The organism is Corynebacterium jeikeium (genome assembly GCA_003955985.1).
Lineage (GTDB): Bacteria > Actinomycetota > Actinomycetes > Mycobacteriales > Mycobacteriaceae > Corynebacterium > Corynebacterium jeikeium_D.
Window position 1 is genome coordinate 2174823 of sequence record CP033784.1, and the last position, 25925, is coordinate 2200747.

Below are 25925 nucleotides of genomic sequence, written 5' to 3' on the forward strand. Positions count from 1 at the left end.
CCGACAACGGCTTCAAAAATCACGCTTTTACACAGCCAAAAACAGGACGCGGAAGCATCTTTCAGTCGGACATAAACTATCCCCGCTAAAAGCGCTTGTAGCTGTCGTTGAATGTGGGTTACACACCGCGCTCAATCGTCACCCCGTATGGGAATAGCCGCCAGCTCCTCAGAGGTCAACCCCATCAGCAATTAAAGAAAACGCCCCCCCTGCCAGCGGAAATAGACCACCGACAGAGCTGCCGGCTGTCAAAGATGCTGCCACGAAGGCCACCCTACTCCACTATCGACCCAACCCCAGCCTCACTTGATGTGACCGCAGCCACAGAGCCCTCAATCTGAGACAGTTTTTCCGCCTTTACAGCGAACGGGCGATCAAGAAAACAGAGCCCCAACGGCCCCTTCCAGGAATGCCCCAACATCGGCTCTACCAGCGGCCGCCGGTAGAGGATTTAAAGCAGCGATTCGCCCGTCGAGCACCCTATCTCGCCCGACTGAAAAACACCCCTGAAAGGGTGAGGTAAATCACACCGTGAGCGCCACTAAAGCCGCTTTAACCACGACCAGTAAATACCCCAATACGCCGAACAGCCTCTTCCATCTCGGAAGTCTCACCGGCGAAGCAGAGGCGAACCCACTCATGGCCGTTCTCTGTGTCGAAGTCGATTCCAGGGGCAACGGCCACGCCCGTTGTAGCCAACAGTTCCCGTGCCCATGTCATGGAGTCGACGGAGTTCGGGTCGTCGTAAAGCCCTGCGATATTGGCATAGATATAGAAACCGCCGTCGGGCGGAGCGATATTACCGAGACCGACGCGGGGCAGCCCCTCGAGCAAAACGTCGCGGTTGCGTGCGTAACGCGTCACGTGCGAATTGAGCTCGGCAATGGACTCGGAGTTGAACGCTTCCACCGCCGCTGCCTGCGAAATTGCCGGTGGACAGACAGTGAGGTTGGCTTCGAGGCGATCAAGCGGCGCACGCAGCCACTTGGGAACGATTAGCCAGCCGACGCGCCAGCCGGTCATCGAGAAGTACTTACTGACACTGCCGACCACGACCGCCGCGTCGGAGAACTCGCGTGCAGACGCACACTGTCGGCCATAAGTAATGCCGTGATAAATCTCGTCGGAAATGAGCAGGCAATCGTGCTGCTCACACCACTTCGCAATGGCACGCAGCTCGTCGGCATCGATAATGGTGCCAGTGGGATTATCCGGGCTGGTGACAATCACGGCCTTGGGCACGCGCGGAAGTGCCTCCAGGTGTTGGGCGGTGAGTTGGAAACGAGTCTCAGGACCACAGTCAATCTCGACAATGTTGGCGCCGAGCGCCTGCAGCGTATTGCGGTATGCGGGATAGCCCGGGCGCGCGAGCACGATGTCGTCGCCAACATCGAGGGCTGCGAGGAAGAGCGCTACGAAACCGCCGGAAGAACCGGTAGTGATGACAACATCAGCGACTTCCGTGGCCGTGCCGTAGTTTTCACGATGCCAGGCGGCGATGGTTTCACGCAGCTCAGGCGTGCCGACGGCCGCTGTGTAGCCCAGAACCTGATTTTCTAAATCAGCACGCGCACGGGCAATCGCGGCAGCCGGGGCCGCGGTCGCGGGCTGTCCCACGCAGAGGAATAGAGCATCACCGTGAGTACGCTGACGCTCCTGTGCGAGCGCGAGAACATCCATCACATGGAAGGGTGCGACCTCACAGCGGCGGGATGCTAGGTCGCGCTGGGGCTGGGATGCCTGCGGTGACTGCGAGGAGTTTAACGGCTGCGGTGACTGCGACGACTTTGGCGACTGCGGAGATTCGGCGTGCATACCTTCATCTTTGCAGCCACCGAGGCCACCCGGGAAATCTAGTTCAACCCGGGTGGGTGCACCAGTGAGGTATCCGAGTGCAGCCTGAACACCTCGGGCATTATTTAAATGGAAATGCGGCCCTCAACTGCAGGTAGTGCAATGTCGGTGCGGTAGTGCGAGCCCTCGAGCTTAATGGTCTTGATGGTCTCGTACGCCTTGTCGCGGGCCTCTTCCAGCGTGTCACCAACGCCGATGACGTTGAGCACACGGCCACCAGCGGAGACCAGCTCACCTGCAGCATTGCGGGCAGTACCTGCGTGGAGAATGCCATCTTCCTCGCGGCCAGGCTCTGCACCTTCAATGACATCACCCGTGCGCGTCGATACCGGGTAGCCTTCAGCGGCCAGTACAACAGTCAGAGCGTAACCATCACGCCAAGACAGCGGACCGAAGTCCGCCAATGTTCCGGTAGCAGCGGCGTTGAGCAGCTGCGCCACCGGGGACTCCAGCAGCGCCAGCACGGCCTGGGTCTCCGGGTCACCGAAACGGCAGTTGAACTCAATGACAGCCGGGCCGTCCTCGCCCCAGGCCAGACCTGCGTACAGCAGACCCTGGAACGGGCAACCGCGAGCGGCCATCTCACGAGCGACCGGCTCGCAGACCTCGGTGACAATGCGCTCAGTTGCGCCTTCCGGCAGCCAGGACAGCGGGCTGTAAGCACCCATGCCACCGGTGTTCGACCCCTCGTCGTTATTACCGACGCGCTTGTGGTCCTGAGCCGGCAACAGCGGGACGACGGTTTCGCCGTCGACCAGGCAGAACAGGGAAACTTCCGGGCCGTCCAGGAAGGACTCCAGCAGCACCGGGTTACCGGCGGCCAGAACAGCCTTTGCGTGTTCGAGAGCTTCAGCGCGGTCCTTAGTGACCACGACTCCCTTGCCAGCAGCCAGACCGTCATCCTTCACGACCCAGTTCGGGCCAAAGCGGTCAATGGCGGCCTCGATGTCTTCGTCGGAGGCCTCCGGCTGGATGGCCTCTGCCGAGGCGGTCTTTACCCCAGCCGCCTTCATGACGTCCTTAGCGAAAGCCTTGGACCCCTCAATCCGAGCTGCGTCAGCGTTCGGGCCGAAGACCGCGAAACCAGCGTCGCGCAGTGCGTCTGCCACACCCGCGACCAGCGGAACCTCCGGGCCAATAACAACCAAATCGGCCCCAATTTCCTTGGCCAGCGCAACAGCGCCAGCGGGGTCATCCACGACCAGTGGATGCATGGTTGCAATTTCACTCATACCCGCATTACCAGGGGCTACGTGAAGATCAGTAGCCTGCGGGTCCTTACTCATTGCGTACAACAGGGCGTGCTCACGGGCACCGGAGCCAATTACGAGGATGCGCATAGCAATCATCTTACTAATCAGCCCGGATAACTCTCATCGCACCCAACCCCTCAATCCGCTATTCGGGTTACCCTTGGCACATGAGCACAGTATTTACCAAAATCATCAACGGTGAACTCCCCGGTCGTTTTGTCTACCGCGATGACAAGGTCGTCGCATTTTTGACCATCGAGCCAATTGCGCCTGGTCATACGCTGGTCGTCCCTGTTGAAGAGGTGGACAAGTGGACGGACGCCTCGCCTGAGCTATGGGCCCACCTCAATGAGGTTGCCCAGAAGGTTGGTCAGGCTGTTGTCTCCGCTTTTGACGCTCCGCGTGCTGGCTACCTCATCGCCGGCTTCGAGGTTCCGCACACGCACATTCATATCTTCCCTGCCCACGATATGTCCGGGTACAACCTACAGTCGGTAGATCGCAATCCTTCCGCAGAGTCCATGGATGAGGCCGCCGCCAAGCTACGGAAGGCCCTCGGGACTGACGAAGACGGAAAGTTGGTGCGCTAATCGCCGCTTCAAACGAGGATTTTCGGGAAGAACAACTTCCGGTAGTCCCTGCCCCTGAAGCGCAGGAACCGGAGGCGCAACAACCGGCTGCAGCTGAAGGATCAGCATCGCTTCCCTATGCCATCTTCCGTCCGCTGCGCGGTGTTTTCGAAGATAACTGGGGAGCCAAAGTATCCAAGTCTCGGCCGTGGCCGGTCATCCTCCTGCACGGAACAGGCCAGGTCAAGGGCATTTGGGAGACCCTTGGCGGTCAGTTGCGGGAAGATGGCTGGGCTGTCTTCGCGCCAGACTTTGGGCACCGTGCAACAGACCCCATCAATCAGTCCATCGACATGCTCGTGCCTTACATCAAGGCTGTCCTGCACGCCACTGACGCAAAGCACGCCGTTATCGTGGGGCACTCGCAAGGCGGCTTAATCGCCACCCTGCTTTCTCTACGCATTTCCAAGTACATCAAGCATGTTGTCTGTCTTGCCGCCCCCAATCACGGCACCAACCTGGGCGGCATCGCTTCCAGTATCACTAAGATCCCCGGCACAAAGTCGCTGATGAGCAACTTTGTGCAGAGCTATTGGGGCGTTTCCGGTTTGGAACAGCTCACGGGTTCAAAGATGGTTTTGAACTCCAATTCCCACGATATCCTCGGTCCCGGTGTTACTTACACCTGCATTGCCACCAAGTATGACCAGCTCATTTCCCCTCCACAGTCCTGTTTCTTGGATGATGGTGACACAGGCATGGTCACCAATCTCTATGTGCAGGACACGTTCCCTCAAGCCATCGTTTTGCATGAGCAGATGGCGCACGATTGGCGCCCCCGCGCGCTTACTCGCGAGGCACTATTCAAGCTGGTAGGCGAGGATTTTGACCCAATCGAGCATGCGGAATAGACCGCTCCTAACGCGGATTTTCCCACCGACAGCCGCACATCCGTCCCTGCCAAATCCAAGTCCAGCGTCGGGGGACCTCAGAGACCCCGTTCCGGTTATCGCACTTCATGGCACGCTCGATAGTCCCGGCGCGTGGGCACCGCTTGCCGACGGACTCCGTGCCCGCGGCCGCCGAGTCTATGTACCGGCCTACGGAGACCGTGGCACTGCTGCCCTCGTAGATTCTGTCGCCGAAGTCGAGGCCTATATCAACGGAGTCTGCACTGAAACGAACTCGGACACGGTCGATATTGTGGCTCACTCGCAGGGTGGGCTACTGGCTTTCCTGCTGTTTACGCGTCTTGCAAACCATGAATGCGAGCGTTTTTCGTTTCGACGTGTCATCAGTGTGTCGGGCTCTGTCGGCGGTGTAAATCTGACTGAGATCTCCCGCATTTTGGGCTGGTGGAATGGGGCTCCTGCCCGCTGGCTAATGGGACAGGCTTTAGCCGATCAAATTGCGGTAGCGGCAGGACAATATGAACTTCCTGCAGCCAACACTGCCCCACACCTCCGAAGGCGCAAGGCAGCCACACCTGACTGGATTAATGTCATCAGCCACCATGACAACCTGGTCATTCCGTGGTCCGATACCGCGCAGAGCTTCCTGCCGGACAGTCGAGCTGTTTTGCTCGAAACCGAGCTGGAGGGCAGGTCTGTTGCGCATTGGAAGCAGCAAACAGACCCCGAAGTGATCGAACTGATCACTCGGCTATTGGCGTAGAGCTTCGACCTAGAACTTGGTCAGCGACTCGCGCGCGGTGACGACATCCGCAAGCAGCTGCTGCGCGGCTGGCGAGGGGTTATCGGAGGTGAGGGCCTCGATGACGACGTCGGGAAGCCCTGCGGCGCGGTAGTCGTCGACAGTGACATCGCCGTACTCGAGGACCCCGTGGAGCCATGCGACTGCACGCGACTCTGGTGAAATGCAGCGTCGTGCGGTGCGTTCCTGCTGGACGAGCACATCACGGTTTTCCACCCCGCGCATCCCCAGCCGTGCAAGAGTGCGAGCAGCAGAGATGAGGTTCTCACCGGCAACACAATCCTGCTGGTTCGGATTGGCCGGCGGCTTCTTACGACCACGACGGCGCACGTAGAGCTCCTGCTGACCAATACCGACCAGGGAGCCATCGCGGTTTCGGATTACAGAGGTGTATGGAACGACCGTCGAATAGCCACCTTCAGTTTCGGCCTTAAGCTTTTCGACCATCTCATCCGGCACCTCTACCTCAAGGTACGCACCATTCTTACCCGGCCGGATAAATTCAAACGACCCAGTTCGCGTCCACGCCTCGTACTTCTTGACATCCAGACGCTGCATAACCAGCGTGCCAAACAGCACATCCGTCATCGAAAACAGTGCACCGCCAAATGCCGCGCCATGCATATTCGCAGTCAGAGCGTTTAGGCGCAGCTCCAATCGCCCCTCAGACCAGTCATCCGCAATCTCAGTGATACGGATGCCGGTGCCAAACAGCGGCGGCCAAATGTTCAGCAAGAACTTTGCCTTAGCCGGGGACATCTCTTTCTCAGCAAGTTTGTACAGGGTGCGTCGCAGCGATGGACCAATAGACATAACTACTTACATTAGGTGTTGACCGGGCGAACGCGGGCATTATTGTCAGAAAACAAAAGTGTGTCAGCTTCAGCACATGCTTTACGACGGTTCCCGCGCCCCACCTTTTATTAAGACAGCGACTATTTCAGCGACTATTTAGGCAGCAAACCGTTCCGCCAGCGTATTGACGCGCAGAGTGAAGAAATCCCGCAATTCCGCGTAGCGGGAATAACCATAAATCCCGCGGTCAGCTGGGTCATCATATTCCCAGCGCTCAGTCTCTACATCTGGCGCGATGTAGTCCGAAACGTCGATTTTCCCCACAACAATGACCACATCCGCACTGTCTGCGAGAGACGGCGTGAGTTGATGAGGATCGCCATCGCACCGTGCCCCCACCTCACAGAGCGCACGCCGCGCGTCTTCATCCAGACCGCGGTCATCATCATCGATGCTGATACCTGCTGACAACACTGTCAGGCCTGGGGCAGCTTGCCGCAGCAGCCCTTCTAGTACGCGTGAGAGTCCCATGTTTGAACTACTGACAAAGAGCACCTCTGACATGGCTCTATCGTAGAATATTTTTCTCGGAGAAATCACCCCAGCTTGTGGGGTTTTCTGGAAGGTTTTGCAGAAAAATGCCAAAAGCGCCCATAGCGCAGGCCCTTCCCCGAGACCAGCCCTATCGACGCTTATGACTTAAGAACAAAGTCCACTTTACATGCGCATGTAACCCCTGTGAAGCGTGGGGCTAGAGTTGCAGATGTGAAAGCTCCGTGGCCTGTGATTTTCCGGCTGTCGGCGTTGCGCTGTCCTGCTGTCGGTGTTGCGCTGTCCTGCTGGCGGCGTTGCGCTGTCCTATCGATGCAATATTCACCTATCGATACGCAGCAGCGTGGCCATAAGTGAATAGCTCATCCATATGTTGACCGGGACTTCCGACAACGTGCGCATAAGTGAAAGAAAATTCCCCCGCCCCAGCCCCCGACAGGCATTTGCCCTTTAATCAGTCTTCAAACGCACCCTTTGTTCCCCGCCCGACCTCCTTAAACCGGATAAAATTGGCGGGGCCGATCGCTCGCGAATAGGAGAATCACCGTGACCGACTCTCGCGATATTAAACCTTTTGCATCCAACCGCGGCCCCAAAGTGACCTCCATCGGTGCCATCATCGGCGCAGCAGCAGTGGGCGGCCTGCTTCTCGGAGGTGTCGGTGCGGGCACCTGCTTGGCGGTCTTTGATTCGCCCGAGCGCTCTGACTACGTCATGCAGCCCGCGCAGCGTGAGGTGCAGGCTGACATCATGGACTCAGACGATGTGCTCACCCCGGAGGAAGAACAGCGCATGCTTCGCGATGTCTCCCGGATCGCCGCCCCTGACGTGGTCCAAGGGCTGCACTACATGGTCTTTGCCGAGAACAAGGAAAACGTTAATGACTCCGTAGAGGAGTACCTGCGCGATAACCACCAGGAGCTCATCGGCAAGGATAAGTTTGCTGATGGCCAGGTCTTCGTCGGCGTGGGCCTTGATCCGCGCCAAGCCTTCGTCTTCGCGGGTGAGGACGTGGCTGCTCAAATGAAACTACGCAAGAATGACAGCCATCTGAAACAGTCCATCGAAGCAATTAAGCCGGGCGTGCGGGATGACAACATTCCTGCTGGCCTCTTTGCTGGCGCAGCGGCTGCAATCGACGTAGACCGTGCTGCGGATACTCAGTACGAGGGCGCAAAAGAGGACCGGATGGCGGCGGCCGTTGGCCTCGGGGTGGCGGGCCTGAGCGTTGGCGGCGCTGGTGTCGGCCTCGCCGGCGGTGTACGCCGCAGCCGGCAGAAGAAGACACAGCAGGCACGCGAGGACTGGGACTACGTGTCGCAGACCTACACCGATGTGGCGCAACGGCTAAGGGAGATTGATATTCGAGCGCACTCGCTCCAATCAGGGCTGGTGGATGAGCGCCTGCGCCAGGACTGGGAGGGTTTGCGCGATGACTTCCTAGCAATCGATAGCCAGGTTGGTTTCCTCATGTCGATTCCGGCGGATGCGCCAGATGAGCAATTCCGCTCACACTCCGAGCTCATCGCCAACGCGCGCCAACTGTGCGAGCGCGTGGAAACCGCTGAGGCCAATATTGAAAAGCTGCACCGCATTGAGAACGCTGTTGCGGATGCTCGCCGCTATGAACTCTACGAGCTGGAGAAGGATCTGGCACAGGCAGGCTACTTGGCCGCAAGCATCGACTCGGCGCTTGAGCGCCACGCGAAGGAGTTGGAAGATGCCGCCACTGAATTATCCAAGGAACCACACCATCCGCAGTTCATGGAGCGCTACCTAGAACTCTTGGATCGCTCCGCGCTCTTGTCGGAGCACGTGCAGTCCCAGCTGCAGAAGCGCAATGAGGCCGACGAGCGCCCCGAGCGCACGCGCATCTACGACTCTGATTTCTTCGCTGGCTCTGGCTACCACGGCTACGTGCCCTTCTATGTCGTGAGCACCTGGGATAGCGATGCCACCACTGCCCGCGACAGCTCTTCCAGTAGCGGTGGCGTCAACAGCGGGTTTAGCTCAGGGTTTTCCGGTTCAGGCGGTTCTTCCAGCTTCTAAGCCGACTTACGGGACAGAGGGGATGCGGACGTTCTGTTAGACGATTTCACCCCTCACGCTACTTAACCCCTACATTTTCCCCTTTAAACCAAAGAACCCCAGGCCGGAAAACTTCCTGACCTGGAGTTTTGGAGCCGGAAACGGGACTCGAACCCGTAACCTACCGTTAGGGTACCCTGTAAAGGTTTGACCTATAATGCCATTTATGCCTGTCAAAGCCGTTTCTCGCGCCACACAGGGACACCTCCCCTACTAGTTTTTGAGGAAAGTCTTTGGGGAAGTGCGGAGTTTTCCGAAGTAGACCCGCAGCTGGACATACGCCACAGCCTGAGTACAAGACTTAACCGGCGGTGGCTACACGGTGTCGACTAGGGGCCACACACCCCTTGCCCCAGCAACCCCTGCCCGTCGCACCCCTACCCCCCACGCATAAAAATGGACTGGGATTGCCCCCAACCCCTCAATTCCGGTTACTGCTCCTGCCACCCCACGTCGTCGGGTGTGACATCCCGGCGCGGGCCCAGTCGCGCAGCGCTCGCCACTGGTATCTCGGATGCAGTACCGCAGATACCCGTCGAAGAGCTGGACGCCTATCTACCAGTCCCGCAGCAGCCCGCCACTCTGCAAATCCCACAACCCCGACCCATCAGCTAGGGCTTTGTCATGCCTTCTGCACCGAGGCAGACGCTCATACCCTTCGACAGGCCGGCGAGGCGGTAGGCGGCTAGCGGGTCCCAGGCACCCGCGGCAAGCCGCCCGGCGCGGGCAACGGCGCCCCTCAATGGGCGAACACAATTGGTAAATTGGTCGTTTCAGGCTATCAATAGTGTCGCAATGAGAGCGCCTAGTGAAATAGCGAGCATCCCTAAGCAATTGACCCAAAACTCGCTACCTAGAAACTTGGCTCGGATATGTGCGATTGCTGCGGTGCAGAAGTAGGCAATGACTCCAACCATCGTCGCTATTCCAATGCCTGGTATCCAGAGCCCAATAATGAGTCCACTTGCTGCTAGGCACTTGATAACGATAAGAGCCCACCACCACTCTGTAGGAAGTCGTACTCCTCTGAGGCAGGCCTCGATGAATGCTACGGGTTTGAGCGAGAGTACCGCGTCTCCGAACAAAATGGCTGCAAGAATGATGGAGGGCCAAGCAGGCGAAGATTCGAGAATCATTATTTTACTCCGTACGCGATTTTAAGACGGGAGATGGAACTGTTCGCGTGAATGGATAGTTCGTCGGTGTCGTATGCACCGGCAGCCCAGCCAAGAAGCAACCCAAGATAAATGTTGTAAAGGATTGTCGCGAACTCTTTAGCGTCATCTTTAGGGAGCATATTGCCTAGGCGCAACACGATTTCATCTACCAAGAGAGTTCGAAGCTCGTTGAGAATCTCTCCGTTGTCTCCCTGTGTGATTAGGGCAGCGCCATACGCTTTCGATAATTCTTCCTGCCCAGTAAACATTTTCAGGAAAGGAGCGAGAACGTCGAGAAGGTTGTCTGATTGTCCACGGAGCTCATCGTGCATGACGGTGATTCGATGTCCGATGGTCTGAATCAACAGCGACTGCTTGCTCCCGACGTTCATAACGGTTCCAACGCTGACGTTAGCTTTCTGCGCGATGGCACGCACATTTGTATCCGCGTACCCGACTGACACAAAAAGGGCATAGGCGGTATCCAAGACTTTATTGCGCGTCGCCTCCTTTTGAGTAGCACGACTTGATTGAACTTGTTCACTGAACATGTTCAAATCGTATCGCTACATCAATCTACGGTCAAGTAGCGATGTGGTTATCCAAGTACATTGCTGTCATGAGAGGCGAGCGGGTTTCCTGCTTACAAGGAGGAAAGTTATAGCTGATCGTCACACACCTACATGTTTTTGCCAGACCAGCTTCTCGGGCCAATAGACTCAAGGATTGCCGAGCGCTTGGCCGATAAGCCTACGAGCTTGTTCCACGGCCAACGCACGACAGGGGCACCGACGACGCGGGTACTGCCTATGCGTGACGACCCATCCGGCACATACCCCCACCCTGGCAAAACTCTGGCCGGGCTCTAACATGGGCAGGCTTGCCGCACCTCGCCGGCGACGATGTGGCGCAGGCCGACCGGGAGCTGCTGCCTGCGGTGATTTCCTATCACGACCTCCGTCACACGGTAGCGACCGCCATGGCTGCAACGGGCAACGCGGCGCTGGCCACCTTGCAACTGGGCCATGCCTCCGCCTCGACTACGGAGGCCGCCTACATCAACCGCGCGGGAGATGTTGACAACTCCGCAATCATTGAAGCGTTCGCTGCCGACGCGCTGGCAATTTTCGGCGGCTAGTCGCTGCCCTCCTGCCGCCGCCCCTGCGCCCTCTTGGCGGGTTAAGTAAAGAAAAGTGTGTCCGCATGCCACCATAACCCCAGACCACACACCACAAATCACCAAAGAATAGCTCCCCGAAAGCTATTACCCACACCATCCCGCACCTCCGGCCACATTTGTGCTAACCGCACACCGGTTGGATTAAAGGATGACCACCAACCGCCCCAGCTGCCCACTATGCGGCAACAACACAAAAAAAACGGCACCACCAGCAAATCAACCACCCGTTGGCGCTGCACCCACTGCGGACACTCCTTTACCCGCAACACCCAAACCCACAACAAAAACACCGCCACCATGGCTTTGTTCATCCAATGGGCCACCGGCACCCAATCTCTAACCACCTTCGCCGCACACCATGGCGTAACCAGGCAAACCATGCACCACCGATTCCGATGGTGCTGGTGGATCATCCCCACACCCACCATCGACTCATTCCGCATCCATGACCAAATCTTCCTCGACGCGACCTATCTAAAGTCCGGATGCCTCCTGATCGCAGCCAGTAAAACCCACGTCATCAACTGGACCTGGGCCAGACACGAAACCACCGCCGCCTACACCGAACTCCTACGCCCCATTGCCGCACCACTAATCGCAGTCACAGACGGCGGACAAGGTGCCCAATCAGCCATCCACCACTGCTGGCCAACAACACGCATCCAACGCTGCCTCGTCCACGCCCAACGAACAGTCCGCCGCCACACCACCAGCAACCCCCGCACCGATGCCGGCAAAACCCTCTACCGCCTAGCCCTGAAACTCACTCGCATCACCGACCTTGACCAAGCATCCACATGGGTCGCCCACCTGCACGAATTCGACCACACCTACCGGGAATGGATGAACGAGAAAACCACCATCAAAGACCCCGTTACCGGCGCCTACACCAAGGTCTACACCCACCAACGCGTCCGAGCGGCCTATCAATCATTGCTATCTCTGCACCGCAGAGACCTGCTGTTTACCTACCTGCAACCCCCACCAACAACCATCGACCCCGACAACCTTGCAGCAACAACAAACAGCCTCGAAGGTGGCATCAACGCCCCCATAAAAGAACTAGCCCGCAGACACCGCGGACTATCACTACCGCATCAACGCACAGTGATGGATTGGTGGCTGTATCTACATACAGAAGTCCCTGACGATCCGGTCAAGATCGCCAGGGACCAACGATGGGGTCAAGACGCACTTTCCACAGCAACAGACCTGATCACCCACAACACCACAGCCACTACCAATGACATCGGTGCACCAGCAGAATACGACACCGCCATCGACACCAGCTACCAACACAACCTCGGCATCCAAAAAGGCTGGATCAAATAACCGCAACACGCCCGGAAAAGACACACTTTTCTTTACTTAACCCGTGCTAGAGGTTATGACGCAAGTTTATTGAATTCCAGAGAATTTCTGAACATCCGGCGAGCGAAGGAAACGCCCGGCCATTTCCACAGCTGGCTGAGAAGAATCTCCTTCGATTACAAGGGACGCAATCGCCAATTCCCCTGTCGTTCCAGCGAACCAGCCATTGGAAAGCTTGCCATCAATTTCTGCTGTACCAGTCTTTCCGCCAAGTGCACTAAGATCACTCAACGACCTAGCTGAACCGTGGTCAATTGTTGATTTCATCATCGTCCGGAGGCTTTGAATAGTTGTATCGCTGACATGCTGGTCTGCCTGTTTATTCACTACTGTCTGTTCGCCTTGAATGAGCTGTGGAGGAACAAGCAAGCCGCCGTTAGCGACAGTCGATTGCATGAGCGCAATCCCAAATGGACTAGCTAGAACCTCGCCCTGTCCAATAGAAGCCTCCACACGAGGAGGTCCAGCCGGTGTCCGCGGCACCGAACCAGTAAGTGTGGTCATCCCTGGTACGTCGAAGTCGGAGCCAATTCCGAGTTCTAAAGCAGTCCGTTGCAGATCATCTTCTCCCAAACGATCCGAAATGACCGCTTGGGTTGTGTTACATGATTGGGCGAAAGCTTCTTCCAGTCGAACGCTACCTAGATCGAAGTCATGATCGTTGGGAATCGTGCGTCCAGCGACGGTGATATTGCTAGGACAAGGTAGTTCCTCATCCATGCTGACTGCCCCTGCCTCTAGTGCCGCCGCTGTGGTCACAGTTTTGAACGTCGATCCCGGTGGGAATAGCCCGGTGAGTGCGATTGGCCCTTGGTTATTTGCCTTGTCATTTTGTGCAACGGCAAGGACACCTCCTGTTCTAGGATTGAGCACGACTAGAACTGCGGCACGTTGCTCACTGTCCACTGCTTGTTTTGCTGCGCTTTGCAGTGTGTTATCCAGAGTGGTTGCGATTGGCTGAACTCGGCGAGGCGGCTCAGAGGCTACCGTCGTCATACCTTGTGAACTCTCAGCGCGTATCGACCATCCTGAATTAGCATCGAGCACTGACTCCCAATATTTGTTCAATTCAGCATCCAGCGGAGAGTTAAGAGTTTTGGACACGCTTAAGAGACGCCCCTGCTCCACAGTGGAAATTCCCTCAAAGGTCCTAAGTTGCTCTTGTATCTTCCGGAATTCTTCCTGCCTCAAAGTGAGGAGCACGGTGTCTTCATCCTGAGACTCTCCCAAGGTCTGCTCGATCCACTCCTTAGTCGTTGTGGGAGACACTGGTGCAAAAATCTGGGCCAATTCCTGCGCTCTAGAGGCTATATCTTTGCGACCTCGTACCTGAATAACTTTCGTCCAGGTCATATATTCATTGCCCAAGCGATCTTTAATTGGAAGATCGTACTGTTTATCTTCAGCAAAAAAGAGTGCGGAATCATCGCTCAACTGAGCTTCGAAGATCGAAGGCAACCATTGAGGCTTACCATCCTGTCCACTAAGGACGAGCCGACCATTGCTCTCCAACTCCACACCATCTTTGGACCAAGTCACATGAGTATTCTGCTTTCCATTGGAAATATCAGATTTTTCGATGTTGACCTTCACACCATGAAGTGACTGCCGAAATTCATGAAGGGCGCGCTCCGGGTCTGGATGATCCAGATACCGTGCAGCCTTGCTGTCATCTCCCGCGTTGAAAGCTTTGAGAAATACGTCTGAGTCTGATTCCCACGGTAGAGCTGAACAGCTGCTCAACATCACTGCGGAGAGCGAACAGAGTGCAATCACCGACTGACGGAAACGATTGTGCTTAGTCATCATGGGAGTGACGTTAAGTGAGACGCATTGGATGCCACCAATATCACATAATGCAATTGTCTCATTTCATTCACATATAGGCGATGGTAGAAGTGTGTATTCAAGTGGCAGAAATTCTAACGAAGAGCGTCCACGAGCAGTCTAGCCACTTCGCCAACAGCACCATCGTGAGTACTCATTGCTTGTTCTGGCACCACCTGTTTCAGCATGATGGACACCACAATGGGCTCCTCGCCCTCAACCTGGATAATCGAAGCTTCACCATGGAGAAGTCCTACAGTGCCCGTTTTTCCATAGATATCAACGCCGCTTGGAGGAAAGCCTGAAGGAACACGGTGACGCCACACCTGCAACCCCAAGAGTTCACACATAGATCGACGTACCGCTGCACTATCGTCTTTCCAAACCTGTTCCAAGTCATTAGTTATTTCCGCCAACGAAGAGACTGCAGAAAACGCTATATCTGTACTACTCCCCCCTTGGGATTGAACATATTGACGCAATTGTTTCTCCGCCGTCACTAAGCTATTCCGATCTTGCAAGTCATAATGAGGTGGAAACCGTTTAAGAAATGCTTCTCGAGCCCACGCAGGCAGTAGACGCAAAATCTCGTGGGCGGCCACGTTATCTGACACCGATGCGACTTGTTTCATTAAGTCTCGGAGACTCACGTTCACTGCGTCATCAAAGGCAGCGAACCCATACCCTTCGTAAGTTCCTTTGGACGGTGCAACGTCAACACGAAGACGAGGATCCAGATCACCTCGTTGAATCGCTTCCAAAGTGAGGTGGAGGAGCCGGATTTTATATAAGGATGCCACCGTAATTTTCTCGTCTTGTTTGCGTCCGATAGTCACCCCATCGTGCAGTCGCGATGCACACCACCATCCCTCACACCCCGACCGCGTCAACACGTTTTCCAGGGCCATCTCCATCCGTGCAGTCATTGGTTAATCCTTCGACAAATTCTTTCGGCGACCGCCATGGCCTCGGCGCCATTGTCCATCCCACCTCGGCGAACCACTACATCCACGGAAAAATCGAAACGGGAAGGAAGCTCAATAGCATTGTCAAACTGGTGAAAACCGCGAAATACCAAAGACATCCCCTCCCCTCTTCCAATCAATAAGCCCCTACCTAGAGCATCCTCTGAATCATTAATTTCGCAAGACACACCCGACCGAAATAGCTCTCTCGCCAAACCACTGGCTGCACTTGAATTGTCATTCAGGTTCTCCACCAGCAGATTCAATTGAGACAAGGTCTTATCCAACCTTGAATACCCCGGCGGCACCACTAGATCACGTGACAGAGAAAACTGCCTCGCACTGCGGTGAGTACCCAAGGGAACCGGAGCTTGAACAAGCCCCGCATGAATAGCGCCTTCTTCAACACGGGCAAGAATCTCAACAGAAGGCAGTGACGACAAAACTACTCCATCATGCTGCTGTGCCTTTGCTGCAATACGCGATCCTATCTCGCTTGGAAGCGCACTACTGATGGCCAAACGAAACCCGCTTTGCGCACCACTTCGGATACCGTCAATCATCGAATGCATAGTCTGAAGATCGCGATTAATCACCCGGGCATATGGAAGCAAGGTCAACCCTGCCTCGGTTAGTTTCACTTCCCCCGCCCCTCGGATAAATAGCGGTGTACCTACACCAGCTTCTAAGCGCTTAATGGCATTGGAGACAGGCGGCTGACTCACTCCCAGTCGCGCTGCCGCCGCTGTAAAACTACCGGTCTCCGCTAAAGCCACGAAATACTGCCATTGGCGCAGATTTCCCGTCTGAGCAATCATGGGTCTCAGCATAGTGGAGCACGAGTTCGCACCACTGCAGCGTAAAATGATGTCTTTGGCTTGAGCAACACCGTCGCGGTGGCGTCGATAAACAAAAAGGAAGTGACACACAGCGTGGGCATTGGAAACGGACCGCTCATTGTGCAGTCGGATAAGACCGTGCTGCTGGAAATCGACCACGAACAGGCGCAGGAGGCGCGCACCGCGCTGGCACCGTTCGCGGAGCTGGAGCGCGCGCCGGAGCACGTGCACACCTACCGCATCACCCCGCTGGCGCTGTGGAACGCCCGCGCGGCAGGGCACGACGCGGAGCAGATCATGGACGTGCTGGAAACCTACTCGCGGTTCCCCGCCCCGCAGCCGCTGCTCATCGACATTGCCGACACGATGGATCGCTACGGGCGGCTGAAGCTCATCAAGCACCCAGCGCACGGGCTCGTGCTAGAGACGACGGACAGGGCTGTGCTGACGGAGATCCGGCGTCACAAAAAGATCAAGCCCATGTTGGGCGCAGAGATCGACGAGGACTCGATCGTTGTGCACCCTTCCGAGCGCGGCAGGCTCAAGCAGGAACTGCTGAAGGTCGGCTGGCCCGCAGAGGACCTGGCGGGATACGTCGACGGCGAGGCACACCCCATCGAGCTGTCGCAGGAACACGAAGAATGGCAGCTGCGCGACTACCAGGAGATGGCGGCCGATAGCTTCTGGGAAGGCGGCTCGGGCGTGGTAGTGCTGCCATGTGGTGCGGGCAAGACGATGGTCGGCGCGGCCTCGATGGCCAAGGCAAAGGCCACCACCCTGATCCTGGTGACGAACACCGTCGCGGGCAGGCAGTGGAAGGACGAGCTAGTGCGCCGCACCTCCCTGACGGAGGATGAAATCGGCGAATACTCCGGAGAGAAGAAGGAGATCCGCCCCGTGACCATCGCCACCTACCAAGTGGTCACGCGCAAGTCGAAGGGCGAATACCGGGCGCTGGAGCTGTTCGACTCCCGCGACTGGGGCTTAATCATTTACGACGAGGTTCACCTGCTGCCTGCCCCGGTGTTCCGCATGACCTCCGACCTGCAGTCTCGCCGCCGTCTGGGGCTCACCGCCACCCTGGTGCGCGAGGACGGCCGCGAAGGCGACGTATTCAGCCTGATCGGGCCGAAGCGCTATGACGCCCCATGGAAGGACATCGAGGCCTTCCTGGATCGCATGTCCCCCGGCGGTCTCTCGTCCGTTCCCCAGTCCCTGCGGTATTTGATTGACGACGCCACCAGGGCATTCCAGCAGGGCTCCGCCACCGAACCCCACTCGGCTCGTGTCCCGTCTCGCGTGGATACTCCCCAGCGCAACATCATGGACATCACTGGGGACTCCACCGAGATCGCCTCGGAGATCGACGGCGCCGTGGAGGGTTTTCGCCGCGCCCACGACCAGGCCATCGCCGTGGACCCGGCGGACGGCACGAAGGCCTCGGACACCCGGACCTTCCGCTCGCCGCGGGAGATCATGTCCGAGCTGCGCCGCGCCTATACCGCGGGCACACAGGTGCGCCTGCACTACGTGGACTATGCGGGTGCCACCAGCCATGACTGGATCTCCATCGTGATGATGACCCCCTCCACCATCTCCGCGGTGCTCGAATCCACCGGGGAGAGCCTCACGATCCAACCCCACCGCATCGCTGCGGTGGACGTGCCGTGCTAGAGGGTTAAGTAAAGAAAAGTGTGTCCGCATGCCACCATAACCCCAGACCACACACCACAAATCACCAAAGAATAGCTCCCCGAAAGCTATTACCCACACCATCCCGCACCTCCGGCCACATTTGTGCTAACCGCACACCGGTTGGATTAAAGGATGACCACCAACCGCCCCAGCTGCCCACTATGCGGCAACAACACAAAGAAAAACGGCACCACCAGCAAATCAACCACCCGTTGGCGCTGCACCCACTGCGGACACTCCTTTACCCGCAACACCCAAACCCACAACAAAAACACCGCCACCATGGCTTTGTTCATCCAATGGGCCACCGGCACCCAATCTCTAACCACCTTCGCCGCACACCATGGCGTAACCAGGCAAACCATGCACCACCGATTCCGATGGTGCTGGTGGATCATCCCCACACCCACCATCGACTCATTCCGCATCCATGACCAAATCTTCCTCGACGCGACCTATCTAAAGTCCGGATGCCTCCTGATCGCAGCCAGTAAAACCCACGTCATCAACTGGACCTGGGCCAGACACGAAACCACCGCCGCCTACACCGAACTCCTACGCCCCATTGCCGCACCACTAATCGCAGTCACAGACGGCGGACAAGGTGCCCAATCAGCCATCCACCACTGCTGGCCAACAACACGCATCCAACGCTGCCTCGTCCACGCCCAACAAACAGTCCGCCGCCACACCACCAGCAACCCCCGCACCGATGCCGGCAAAACCCTCTACCGCCTAGCCCTGAAACTCACTCGCATCACCGACCTTGACCAAGCATCCACATGGGTCGCCCACCTGCACGAATTCGACCACACCTACCGGGAATGGATGAACGAGAAAACCACCATCAAAGACCCCGTTACCGGCGCCTACACCAAGGTCTACACCCACCAACGCGTCCGAGCGGCCTATCAATCATTGCTATCTCTGCACCGCAGAGACCTGCTGTTTACCTACCTGCAACCCCCACCAACAACCATCGACCCCGACAACCTTGCAGCAACAACAAACAGCCTCGAAGGTGGCATCAACGCCCCCATAAAAGAACTAGCCCGCAGACACCGCGGACTATCACTACCGCATCAACGCACAGTGATGGATTGGTGGCTGTATCTACATACAGAAGTCCCTGACGATCCGGTCAAGATCGCCAGGGACCAACGATGGGGTCAAGACGCACTTTCCACAGCAACAGACCTGATCACCCACAACACCACAGCCACTACCAATGACATCGGTGCACCAGCAGAATACGACACCGCCATCGACACCAGCTACCAACACAACCTCGGCATCCAAAAAGGCTGGATCAAATAACCGCAACACGCCCGGAAAAGACACACTTTTCTTTACTTAACCCGTGCTAGAGGTTATGACGCAAGTTTATTGAATTCCAGAGAATTTCTGAACATCCGGCGAGCGAAGGAAACGCCCGGCCATTTCCACAGCTGGCTGAGAAGAATCTCCTTCGATTACAAGGGACGCAATCGCCAATTCCCCTGTCGTTCCAGCGAACCAGCCATTGGAAAGCTTGCCATCAATTTCTGCTGTACCAGTCTTTCCGCCAAGTGCACTAAGATCACTCAACGACCTAGCTGAACCGTGGTCAATTGTTGATTTCATCATCGTCCGGAGGCTTTGAATAGTTGTATCGCTGACATGCTGGTCTGCCTGTTTATTCACTACTGTCTGTTCGCCTTGAATGAGCTGTGGAGGAACAAGCAAGCCGCCGTTAGCGACAGTCGATTGCATGAGCGCAATCCCAAATGGACTAGCTAGAACCTCGCCCTGTCCAATAGAAGCCTCCACACGAGGAGGTCCAGCCGGTGTCCGCGGCACCGAACCAGTAAGTGTGGTCATCCCTGGTACGTCGAAGTCGGAGCCAATTCCGAGTTCTAAAGCAGTCCGTTGCAGATCATCTTCTCCCAAACGATCCGAAATGACCGCTTGGGTTGTGTTACATGATTGGGCGAAAGCTTCTTCCAGTCGAACGCTACCTAGATCGAAGTCATGATCGTTGGGAATCGTGCGTCCAGCGACGGTGATATTGCTAGGACAAGGTAGTTCCTCATCCATGCTGACTGCCCCTGCCTCTAGTGCCGCCGCTGTGGTCACAGTTTTGAACGTCGATCCCGGTGGGAATAGCCCGGTGAGTGCGATTGGCCCTTGGTTATTTGCCTTGTCATTTTGTGCAACGGCAAGGACACCTCCTGTTCTAGGATTGAGCACGACTAGAACTGCGGCACGTTGCTCACTGTCCACTGCTTGTTTTGCTGCGCTTTGCAGTGTGTTATCCAGAGTGGTTGCGATTGGCTGAACTCGGCGAGGCGGCTCAGAGGCTACCGTCGTCATACCTTGTGAACTCTCAGCGCGTATCGACCATCCTGAATTAGCATCGAGCACTGACTCCCAATATTTGTTCAATTCAGCATCCAGCGGAGAGTTAAGAGTTTTGGACACGCTTAAGAGACGCCCCTGCTCCACAGTGGAAATTCCCTCAAAGGTCCTAAGTTGCTCTTGTATCTTCCGGAATTCTTCCTGCCTCAAAGTGAGGAGCACGGTGTCTTCATCCTGAGACTCTCCCAAGGTCTGCTCGATCCACTCCTTAGTCGTTGTGGGAGACACTGGTGCAAAAATCTGGGCCAATTCCTGCGCTCTAGAGGCTATATCTTTGCGACCTCGTACCTGAATAACTTTCGTCCAGGTCATATATTCATTGCCCAAGCGATCTTTAATTGGAAGATCGTACTGTTTATCTTCAGCAAAAAGAGTGCGGAATCATCGCTCAACTGAGCTTCGAAGATCGAAGGCAACCATTGAGGCTTACCATCCTGTCCACTAAGGACGAGCCGACCATTGCTCTCCAACTCCACACCATCTTTGGACCAAGTCACATGAGTATTCTGCTTTCCATTGGAAATATCAGATTTTTCGATGTTGACCTTCACACCATGAAGTGACTGCCGAAATTCATGAAGGGCGCGCTCCGGGTCTGGATGATCCAGATACCGTGCAGCCTTGCTGTCATCTCCCGCGTTGAAAGCTTTGAGAAATACGTCTGAGTCTGATTCCCACGGTAGAGCTGAACAGCTGCTCAACATCACTGCGGAGAGCGAACAGAGTGCAATCACCGACTGACGGAAACGATTGTGCTTAGTCATCATGGGAGTGACGTTAAGTGAGACGCATTGGATGCCACCAATATCACATAATGCAATTGTCTCATTTCATTCACATATAGGCGATGGTAGAAGTGTGTATTCAAGTGGCAGAAATTCTAACGAAGAGCGTCCACGAGCAGTCTAGCCACTTCGCCAACAGCACCATCGTGAGTACTCATTGCTTGTTCTGGCACCACCTGTTTCAGCATGATGGACACCACAATGGGCTCCTCGCCCTCAACCTGGATAATCGAAGCTTCACCATGGAGAAGTCCTACAGTGCCCGTTTTTCCATAGATATCAACGCCGCTTGGAGGAAAGCCTGAAGGAACACGGTGACGCCACACCTGCAACCCCAAGAGTTCACACATAGATCGACGTACCGCTGCACTATCGTCTTTCCAAACCTGTTCCAAGTCATTAGTTATTTCCGCCAACGAAGAGACTGCAGAAAACGCTATATCTGTACTACTCCCCCCTTGGGATTGAACATATTGACGCAATTGTTTCTCCGCCGTCACTAAGCTATTCCGATCTTGCAAGTCATAATGAGGTGGAAACCGTTTAAGAAATGCTTCTCGAGCCCACGCAGGCAGTAGACGCAAAATCTCGTGGGCGGCCACGTTATCTGACACCGATGCGACTTGTTTCATTAAGTCTCGGAGACTCACGTTCACTGCGTCATCAAAGGCAGCGAACCCATACCCTTCGTAAGTTCCTTTGGACGGTGCAACGTCAACACGAAGACGAGGATCCAGATCACCTCGTTGAATCGCTTCCAAAGTGAGGTGGAGGAGCCGGATTTTATATAAGGATGCCACCGTAATTTTCTCGTCTTGTTTGCGTCCGATAGTCACCCCATCGTGCAGTCGCGATGCACACCACCATCCCTCACACCCCGACCGCATCAACACGTTTTCCAGGGCCATCTCCATCCGTGCAGTCATTGGTTAATCCTTCGACAAATTCTTTCGGCGACCGCCATGGCCTCGGCGCCATTGTCCATCCCACCTCGGCGAACCACTACATCCACGGAAAAATCGAAACGGGAAGGAAGCTCAATAGCATTGTCAAACTGGTGAAAACCGCGAAATACCAAAGACATCCCCTCCCCTCTTCCAATCAATAAGCCCCTACCTAGAGCATCCTCTGAATCATTAATTTCGCAAGACACACCCGACCGAAATAGCTCTCTCGCCAAACCACTGGCTGCACTTGAATTGTCATTCAGGTTCTCCACCAGCAGATTCAATTGAGACAAGGTCTTATCCAACCTTGAATACCCCGGCGGCACCACTAGATCACGTGACAGAGAAAACTGCCTCGCACTGCGGTGAGTACCCAAGGGAACCGGAGCTTGAACAAGCCCCGCATGAATAGCGCCTTCTTCAACACGGGCAAGAATCTCAACAGAAGGCAGTGACGACAAAACTACTCCATCATGCTGCTGTGCCTTTGCTGCAATACGCGATCCTATCTCGCTTGGAAGCGCACTACTGATGGCCAAACGAAACCCGCTTTGCGCACCACTTCGGATACCGTCAATCATCGAATGCATAGTCTGAAGATCGCGATTAATCACCCGGGCATATGGAAGCAAGGTCAACCCTGCCTCGGTTAGTTTCACTTCCCCCGCCCCTCGGATAAATAGCGGTGTACCTACACCAGCTTCTAAGCGCTTAATGGCATTGGAGACAGGCGGCTGACTCACTCCCAGTCGCGCTGCCGCCGCTGTAAAACTACCGGTCTCCGCTAAAGCCACGAAATACTGCCATTGGCGCAGATTTCCCGTCTGAGCAATCATGGGTCTCAGCATAGTGGAGCACGAGTTCGCACCACTGCAGCGTAAAATGATGTCTTTGGCTTGAGCAACACCGTCGCGGTGGCGTCGATAAACAAAAAGGAAGTGACACACAGCGTGGGCATTGGAAACGGACCGCTCATTGTGCAGTCGGATAAGACCGTGCTGCTGGAAATCGACCACGAACAGGCGCAGGAGGCGCGCACCGCGCTGGCACCGTTCGCGGAGCTGGAGCGCGCGCCGGAGCACGTGCACACCTACCGCATCACCCCGCTGGCGCTGTGGAACGCCCGCGCGGCAGGGCACGACGCGGAGCAGATCATGGACGTGCTGGAAACCTACTCGCGGTTCCCCGCCCCGCAGCCGCTGCTCATCGACATTGCCGACACGATGGATCGCTACGGGCGGCTGAAGCTCATCAAGCACCCAGCGCACGGGCTCGTGCTAGAGACGACGGACAGGGCTGTGCTGACGGAGATCCGGCGTCACAAAAAGATCAAGCCCATGTTGGGCGCAGAGATCGACGAGGACTCGATCGTTGTGCACCCTTCCGAGCGCGGCAGGCTCAAGCAGGAACTGCTGAAGGTCGGCTGGCCCGCAGAGGACCTGGCGGGATACGTCGACGGCGAGGCACACCCCATCGAGCTGTCGCAGGAACACGAAGAATGGCAGCTGCGCGACTACCAGGAGATGGCGGCCGATAGCTTCTGGGAAGGCGGCTCGGGCGTGGTAGTGCTGCCATGTGGTGCGGGCAAGACGATGGTCGGCGCGGCCTCGATGGCCAAGGCAAAGGCCACCACCCTGATCCTGGTGACGAACACCGTCGCGGGCAGGCAGTGGAAGGACGAGCTAGTGCGCCGCACCTCCCTGACGGAGGATGAAATCGGCGAATACTCCGGAGAGAAGAAGGAGATCCGCCCCGTGACCATCGCCACCTACCAAGTGGTCACGCGCAAGTCGAAGGGCGAATACCGGGCGCTGGAGCTGTTCGACTCCCGCGACTGGGGCTTAATCATTTACGACGAGGTTCACCTGCTGCCTGCCCCGGTGTTCCGCATGACCTCCGACCTGCAGTCTCGCCGCCGTCTGGGGCTCACCGCCACCCTGGTGCGCGAGGACGGCCGCGAAGGCGACGTATTCAGCCTGATCGGGCCGAAGCGCTATGACGCCCCATGGAAGGACATCGAGGCCTTCCTGGATCGCATGTCCCCCGGCGGTCTCTCGTCCGTTCCCCAGTCCCTGCGGTATTTGATTGACGACGCCACCAGGGCATTCCAGCAGGGCTCCGCCACCGAACCCCACTCGGCTCGTGTCCCGTCTCGCGTGGATACTCCCCAGCGCAACATCATGGACATCACTGGGGACTCCACCGAGATCGCCTCGGAGATCGACGGCGCCGTGGAGGGTTTTCGCCGCGCCCACGACCAGGCCATCGCCGTGGACCCGGCGGACGGCACGAAGGCCTCGGACACCCGGACCTTCCGCTCGCCGCGGGAGATCATGTCCGAGCTGCGCCGCGCCTATACCGCGGGCACACAGGTGCGCCTGCACTACGTGGACTATGCGGGTGCCACCAGCCATGACTGGATCTCCATCGTGATGATGACCCCCTCCACCATCTCCGCGGTGCTCGAATCCACCGGGGAGAGCCTCACGATCCAACCCCACCGCATCGCTGCGGTGGACGTGCCGTGCTAGAGGGTTAAGTAAAGAAAAGTGTGTCCGCATGCCACCATAACCCCAGACCACACACCACAAATCACCAAAGAATAGCTCCCCGAAAGCTATTACCCACACCATCCCGCACCTCCGGCCACATTTGTGCTAACCGCACACCGGTTGGATTAAAGGATGACCACCAACCGCCCCAGCTGCCCACTATGCGGCAACAACACAAAGAAAAACGGCACCACCAGCAAATCAACCACCCGTTGGCGCTGCACCCACTGCGGACACTCCTTTACCCGCAACACCCAAACCCACAACAAAAACACCGCCACCATGGCTTTGTTCATCCAATGGGCCACCGGCACCCAATCTCTAACCACCTTCGCCGCACACCATGGCGTAACCAGGCAAACCATGCACCACCGATTCCGATGGTGCTGGTGGATCATCCCCACACCCACCATCGACTCATTCCGCATCCATGACCAAATCTTCCTCGACGCGACCTATCTAAAGTCCGGATGCCTCCTGATCGCAGCCAGTAAAACCCACGTCATCAACTGGACCTGGGCCAGACACGAAACCACCGCCGCCTACACCGAACTCCTACGCCCCATTGCCGCACCACTAATCGCAGTCACAGACGGCGGACAAGGTGCCCAATCAGCCATCCACCACTGCTGGCCAACAACACGCATCCAACGCTGCCTCGTCCACGCCCAACAAACAGTCCGCCGCCACACCACCAGCAACCCCCGCACCGATGCCGGCAAAACCCTCTACCGCCTAGCCCTGAAACTCACTCGCATCACCGACCTTGACCAAGCATCCACATGGGTCGCCCACCTGCACGAATTCGACCACACCTACCGGGAATGGATGAACGAGAAAACCACCATCAAAGACCCCGTTACCGGCGCCTACACCAAGGTCTACACCCACCAACGCGTCCGAGCGGCCTATCAATCATTGCTATCTCTGCACCGCAGAGACCTGCTGTTTACCTACCTGCAACCCCCACCAACAACCATCGACCCCGACAACCTTGCAGCAACAACAAACAGCCTCGAAGGTGGCATCAACGCCCCCATAAAAGAACTAGCCCGCAGACACCGCGGACTATCACTACCGCATCAACGCACAGTGATGGATTGGTGGCTGTATCTACATACAGAAGTCCCTGACGATCCGGTCAAGATCGCCAGGGACCAACGATGGGGTCAAGACGCACTTTCCACAGCAACAGACCTGATCACCCACAACACCACAGCCACTACCAATGACATCGGTGCACCAGCAGAATACGACACCGCCATCGACACCAGCTACCAACACAACCTCGGCATCCAAAAAGGCTGGATCAAATAACCGCAACACGCCCGGAAAAGACACACTTTTCTTTACTTAACCCCTCTTGGCGCGGGGGTTTTTGCATTG

The 25925-nt window shown here is 56.6% G+C and carries 22 protein-coding genes and 1 pseudogene; 10 read left to right on the plus strand and 13 right to left on the minus strand.

All coding sequences use genetic code 11. The annotated features are described in order from the left end of the window. Positions 1-552: 552 nt before the first annotated feature. Both EGX79_09650 and purD read right to left on the minus strand, forming a co-directional pair. The gene (locus EGX79_09650) at positions 553-1680 is read right to left on the minus strand and encodes an aminotransferase class I/II-fold pyridoxal phosphate-dependent enzyme (GenBank protein AYX82791.1); all 1128 of its coding nucleotides are present in this window, start codon (positions 1678-1680) and stop codon (positions 553-555) included. Between the two features lie 239 nt (positions 1681-1919). Beyond that, the gene (gene purD, locus EGX79_09655) at positions 1920-3194 is read right to left on the minus strand and encodes a phosphoribosylamine--glycine ligase (GenBank protein AYX82792.1); all 1275 of its coding nucleotides are present in this window, start codon (positions 3192-3194) and stop codon (positions 1920-1922) included. A gap of 80 nt (positions 3195-3274) precedes the next feature. On the opposite strand from purD, the gene EGX79_09660 reads away from it, so the two are divergent. The 3 genes from EGX79_09660 to EGX79_09670 all read left to right on the plus strand — a co-directional run bounded on the left by EGX79_09660 (position 3275) and on the right by EGX79_09670 (position 5350). Further along, positions 3275-3697 (plus strand): HIT family protein, encoded by a 423-nt coding sequence (locus EGX79_09660; GenBank protein ID AYX82415.1) that lies wholly within the window; start codon positions 3275-3277, stop codon positions 3695-3697. A gap of 134 nt (positions 3698-3831) precedes the next feature. Then, positions 3832-4587 carry an alpha/beta fold hydrolase gene (locus EGX79_09665; protein AYX82416.1) on the plus strand — a complete coding sequence of 252 codons (756 nt, stop codon included), beginning with the start codon at positions 3832-3834 and terminating at the stop codon, positions 4585-4587. Next, on the plus strand, positions 4577-5350 hold the full coding sequence (locus EGX79_09670; protein AYX82417.1) for an alpha/beta fold hydrolase: 774 nt from the start codon (positions 4577-4579) through the stop codon (positions 5348-5350). The genes EGX79_09665 and EGX79_09670 overlap by 11 nt, the downstream gene beginning before the upstream one ends. A gap of 9 nt (positions 5351-5359) precedes the next feature. On the opposite strand, the gene EGX79_09675 is transcribed toward EGX79_09670, so the two are convergent. Both EGX79_09675 and EGX79_09680 read right to left on the minus strand, forming a co-directional pair. Continuing rightward, on the minus strand, positions 5360-6202 hold the full coding sequence (locus EGX79_09675) for a DUF4442 domain-containing protein (protein ID AYX82418.1): 843 nt from the start codon (positions 6200-6202) through the stop codon (positions 5360-5362). 138 nt (positions 6203-6340) lie between these two features. Next, entirely contained in the window at positions 6341-6658 is a 318-nt protein-coding gene (locus EGX79_09680; protein AYX82419.1) for a hypothetical protein, read from the minus strand. Positions 6659-7282: 624 nt separating this feature from the next. Here EGX79_09680 and EGX79_09685 point away from each other — a divergent pair. Continuing rightward, complete coding sequence (locus EGX79_09685) at positions 7283-8785, plus strand: hypothetical protein (GenBank protein ID AYX82420.1); 1503 nt, start codon at positions 7283-7285, stop codon at positions 8783-8785. A gap of 812 nt (positions 8786-9597) precedes the next feature. On the opposite strand, the gene EGX79_09690 is transcribed toward EGX79_09685, so the two are convergent. Together EGX79_09690 and EGX79_09695 are read right to left on the minus strand one after the other, a co-directional pair. Next, entirely contained in the window at positions 9598-9960 is a 363-nt protein-coding gene (locus EGX79_09690) for a hypothetical protein (GenBank protein AYX82421.1), read from the minus strand. After that, positions 9960-10532, minus strand: a complete 573-nt coding sequence (locus EGX79_09695; GenBank protein ID AYX82422.1) for a TetR/AcrR family transcriptional regulator — start codon at positions 10530-10532, stop codon at positions 9960-9962. The genes EGX79_09690 and EGX79_09695 overlap by 1 nt, the downstream gene beginning before the upstream one ends. Positions 10533-10804: 272 nt before the next feature. Between EGX79_09695 and EGX79_09700 the strand changes: the two genes are divergently transcribed. After that, positions 10805-11119, plus strand: a complete 315-nt coding sequence (locus tag EGX79_09700) for a hypothetical protein (protein ID AYX82423.1) — start codon at positions 10805-10807, stop codon at positions 11117-11119. Here EGX79_09700 and EGX79_09705 read toward each other — a convergent pair. Beyond that, positions 11073-11258, minus strand: a complete 186-nt coding sequence (locus EGX79_09705) for a hypothetical protein (protein AYX82424.1) — start codon at positions 11256-11258, stop codon at positions 11073-11075. The genes EGX79_09700 and EGX79_09705 overlap by 47 nt on opposite strands. A gap of 80 nt (positions 11259-11338) precedes the next feature. Here EGX79_09705 and EGX79_09710 point away from each other — a divergent pair, with 80 nt between their 5' ends. Continuing rightward, on the plus strand, positions 11339-12493 hold the full coding sequence (locus EGX79_09710) for an IS256-like element IS3503 family transposase (protein ID AYX82425.1): 1155 nt from the start codon (positions 11339-11341) through the stop codon (positions 12491-12493). Between the two features lie 66 nt (positions 12494-12559). On the opposite strand, the gene EGX79_09715 is transcribed toward EGX79_09710, so the two are convergent. The 3 genes from EGX79_09715 to EGX79_09725 all read right to left on the minus strand — a co-directional run bounded on the left by EGX79_09715 (position 12560) and on the right by EGX79_09725 (position 16253). After that, positions 12560-14341, minus strand: coding sequence for a penicillin-binding protein (locus tag EGX79_09715; GenBank protein ID AYX82426.1), 1782 nt, complete (start codon positions 14339-14341; stop codon positions 12560-12562). 113 nt (positions 14342-14454) lie between these two features. Then, positions 14455-15285: a serine hydrolase gene (locus EGX79_09720; GenBank protein ID AYX82427.1), complete on the minus strand. Its 831-nt coding sequence runs from the start codon at positions 15283-15285 to the stop codon at positions 14455-14457. Beyond that, the gene (locus EGX79_09725) at positions 15282-16253 is read right to left on the minus strand and encodes a LysR family transcriptional regulator (protein ID AYX82428.1); all 972 of its coding nucleotides are present in this window, start codon (positions 16251-16253) and stop codon (positions 15282-15284) included. The genes EGX79_09720 and EGX79_09725 overlap by 4 nt, the downstream gene beginning before the upstream one ends. Before the next feature lie 3 nt (positions 16254-16256). Here EGX79_09725 and EGX79_09730 point away from each other — a divergent pair, with 3 nt between their 5' ends. After that, positions 16257-17837: a DEAD/DEAH box helicase gene (locus EGX79_09730; GenBank protein AYX82429.1), complete on the plus strand. Its 1581-nt coding sequence runs from the start codon at positions 16257-16259 to the stop codon at positions 17835-17837. A gap of 153 nt (positions 17838-17990) precedes the next feature. Then, positions 17991-19175 carry an IS256-like element IS3503 family transposase gene (locus tag EGX79_09735; protein AYX82430.1) on the plus strand — a complete coding sequence of 395 codons (1185 nt, stop codon included), beginning with the start codon at positions 17991-17993 and terminating at the stop codon, positions 19173-19175. A gap of 66 nt (positions 19176-19241) precedes the next feature. Here EGX79_09735 and EGX79_09740 read toward each other — a convergent pair. The 3 genes and pseudogenes from EGX79_09740 to EGX79_09750 form a co-directional block, all read right to left on the minus strand. After that, positions 19242-21022 (minus strand): annotated as a pseudogene (locus EGX79_09740) (penicillin-binding protein). A 113-nt stretch (positions 21023-21135) separates the two neighbouring features. Continuing rightward, a complete protein-coding gene (locus tag EGX79_09745) occupies positions 21136-21966 on the minus strand; it encodes a serine hydrolase (GenBank protein ID AYX82431.1) in 831 nt (276 codons plus the stop codon). Continuing rightward, on the minus strand, positions 21963-22934 hold the full coding sequence (locus EGX79_09750) for a LysR family transcriptional regulator (GenBank protein ID AYX82432.1): 972 nt from the start codon (positions 22932-22934) through the stop codon (positions 21963-21965). Before EGX79_09750 ends, EGX79_09745 begins: the two co-directional genes overlap by 4 nt. A gap of 3 nt (positions 22935-22937) precedes the next feature. Here EGX79_09750 and EGX79_09755 point away from each other — a divergent pair, with 3 nt between their 5' ends. After that, a complete protein-coding gene (locus tag EGX79_09755) occupies positions 22938-24518 on the plus strand; it encodes a DEAD/DEAH box helicase (protein AYX82433.1) in 1581 nt (526 codons plus the stop codon). Between the two features lie 153 nt (positions 24519-24671). Continuing rightward, a complete protein-coding gene (locus tag EGX79_09760) occupies positions 24672-25856 on the plus strand; it encodes an IS256-like element IS3503 family transposase (protein AYX82434.1) in 1185 nt (394 codons plus the stop codon). Positions 25857-25925 lie beyond the last annotated feature (69 nt).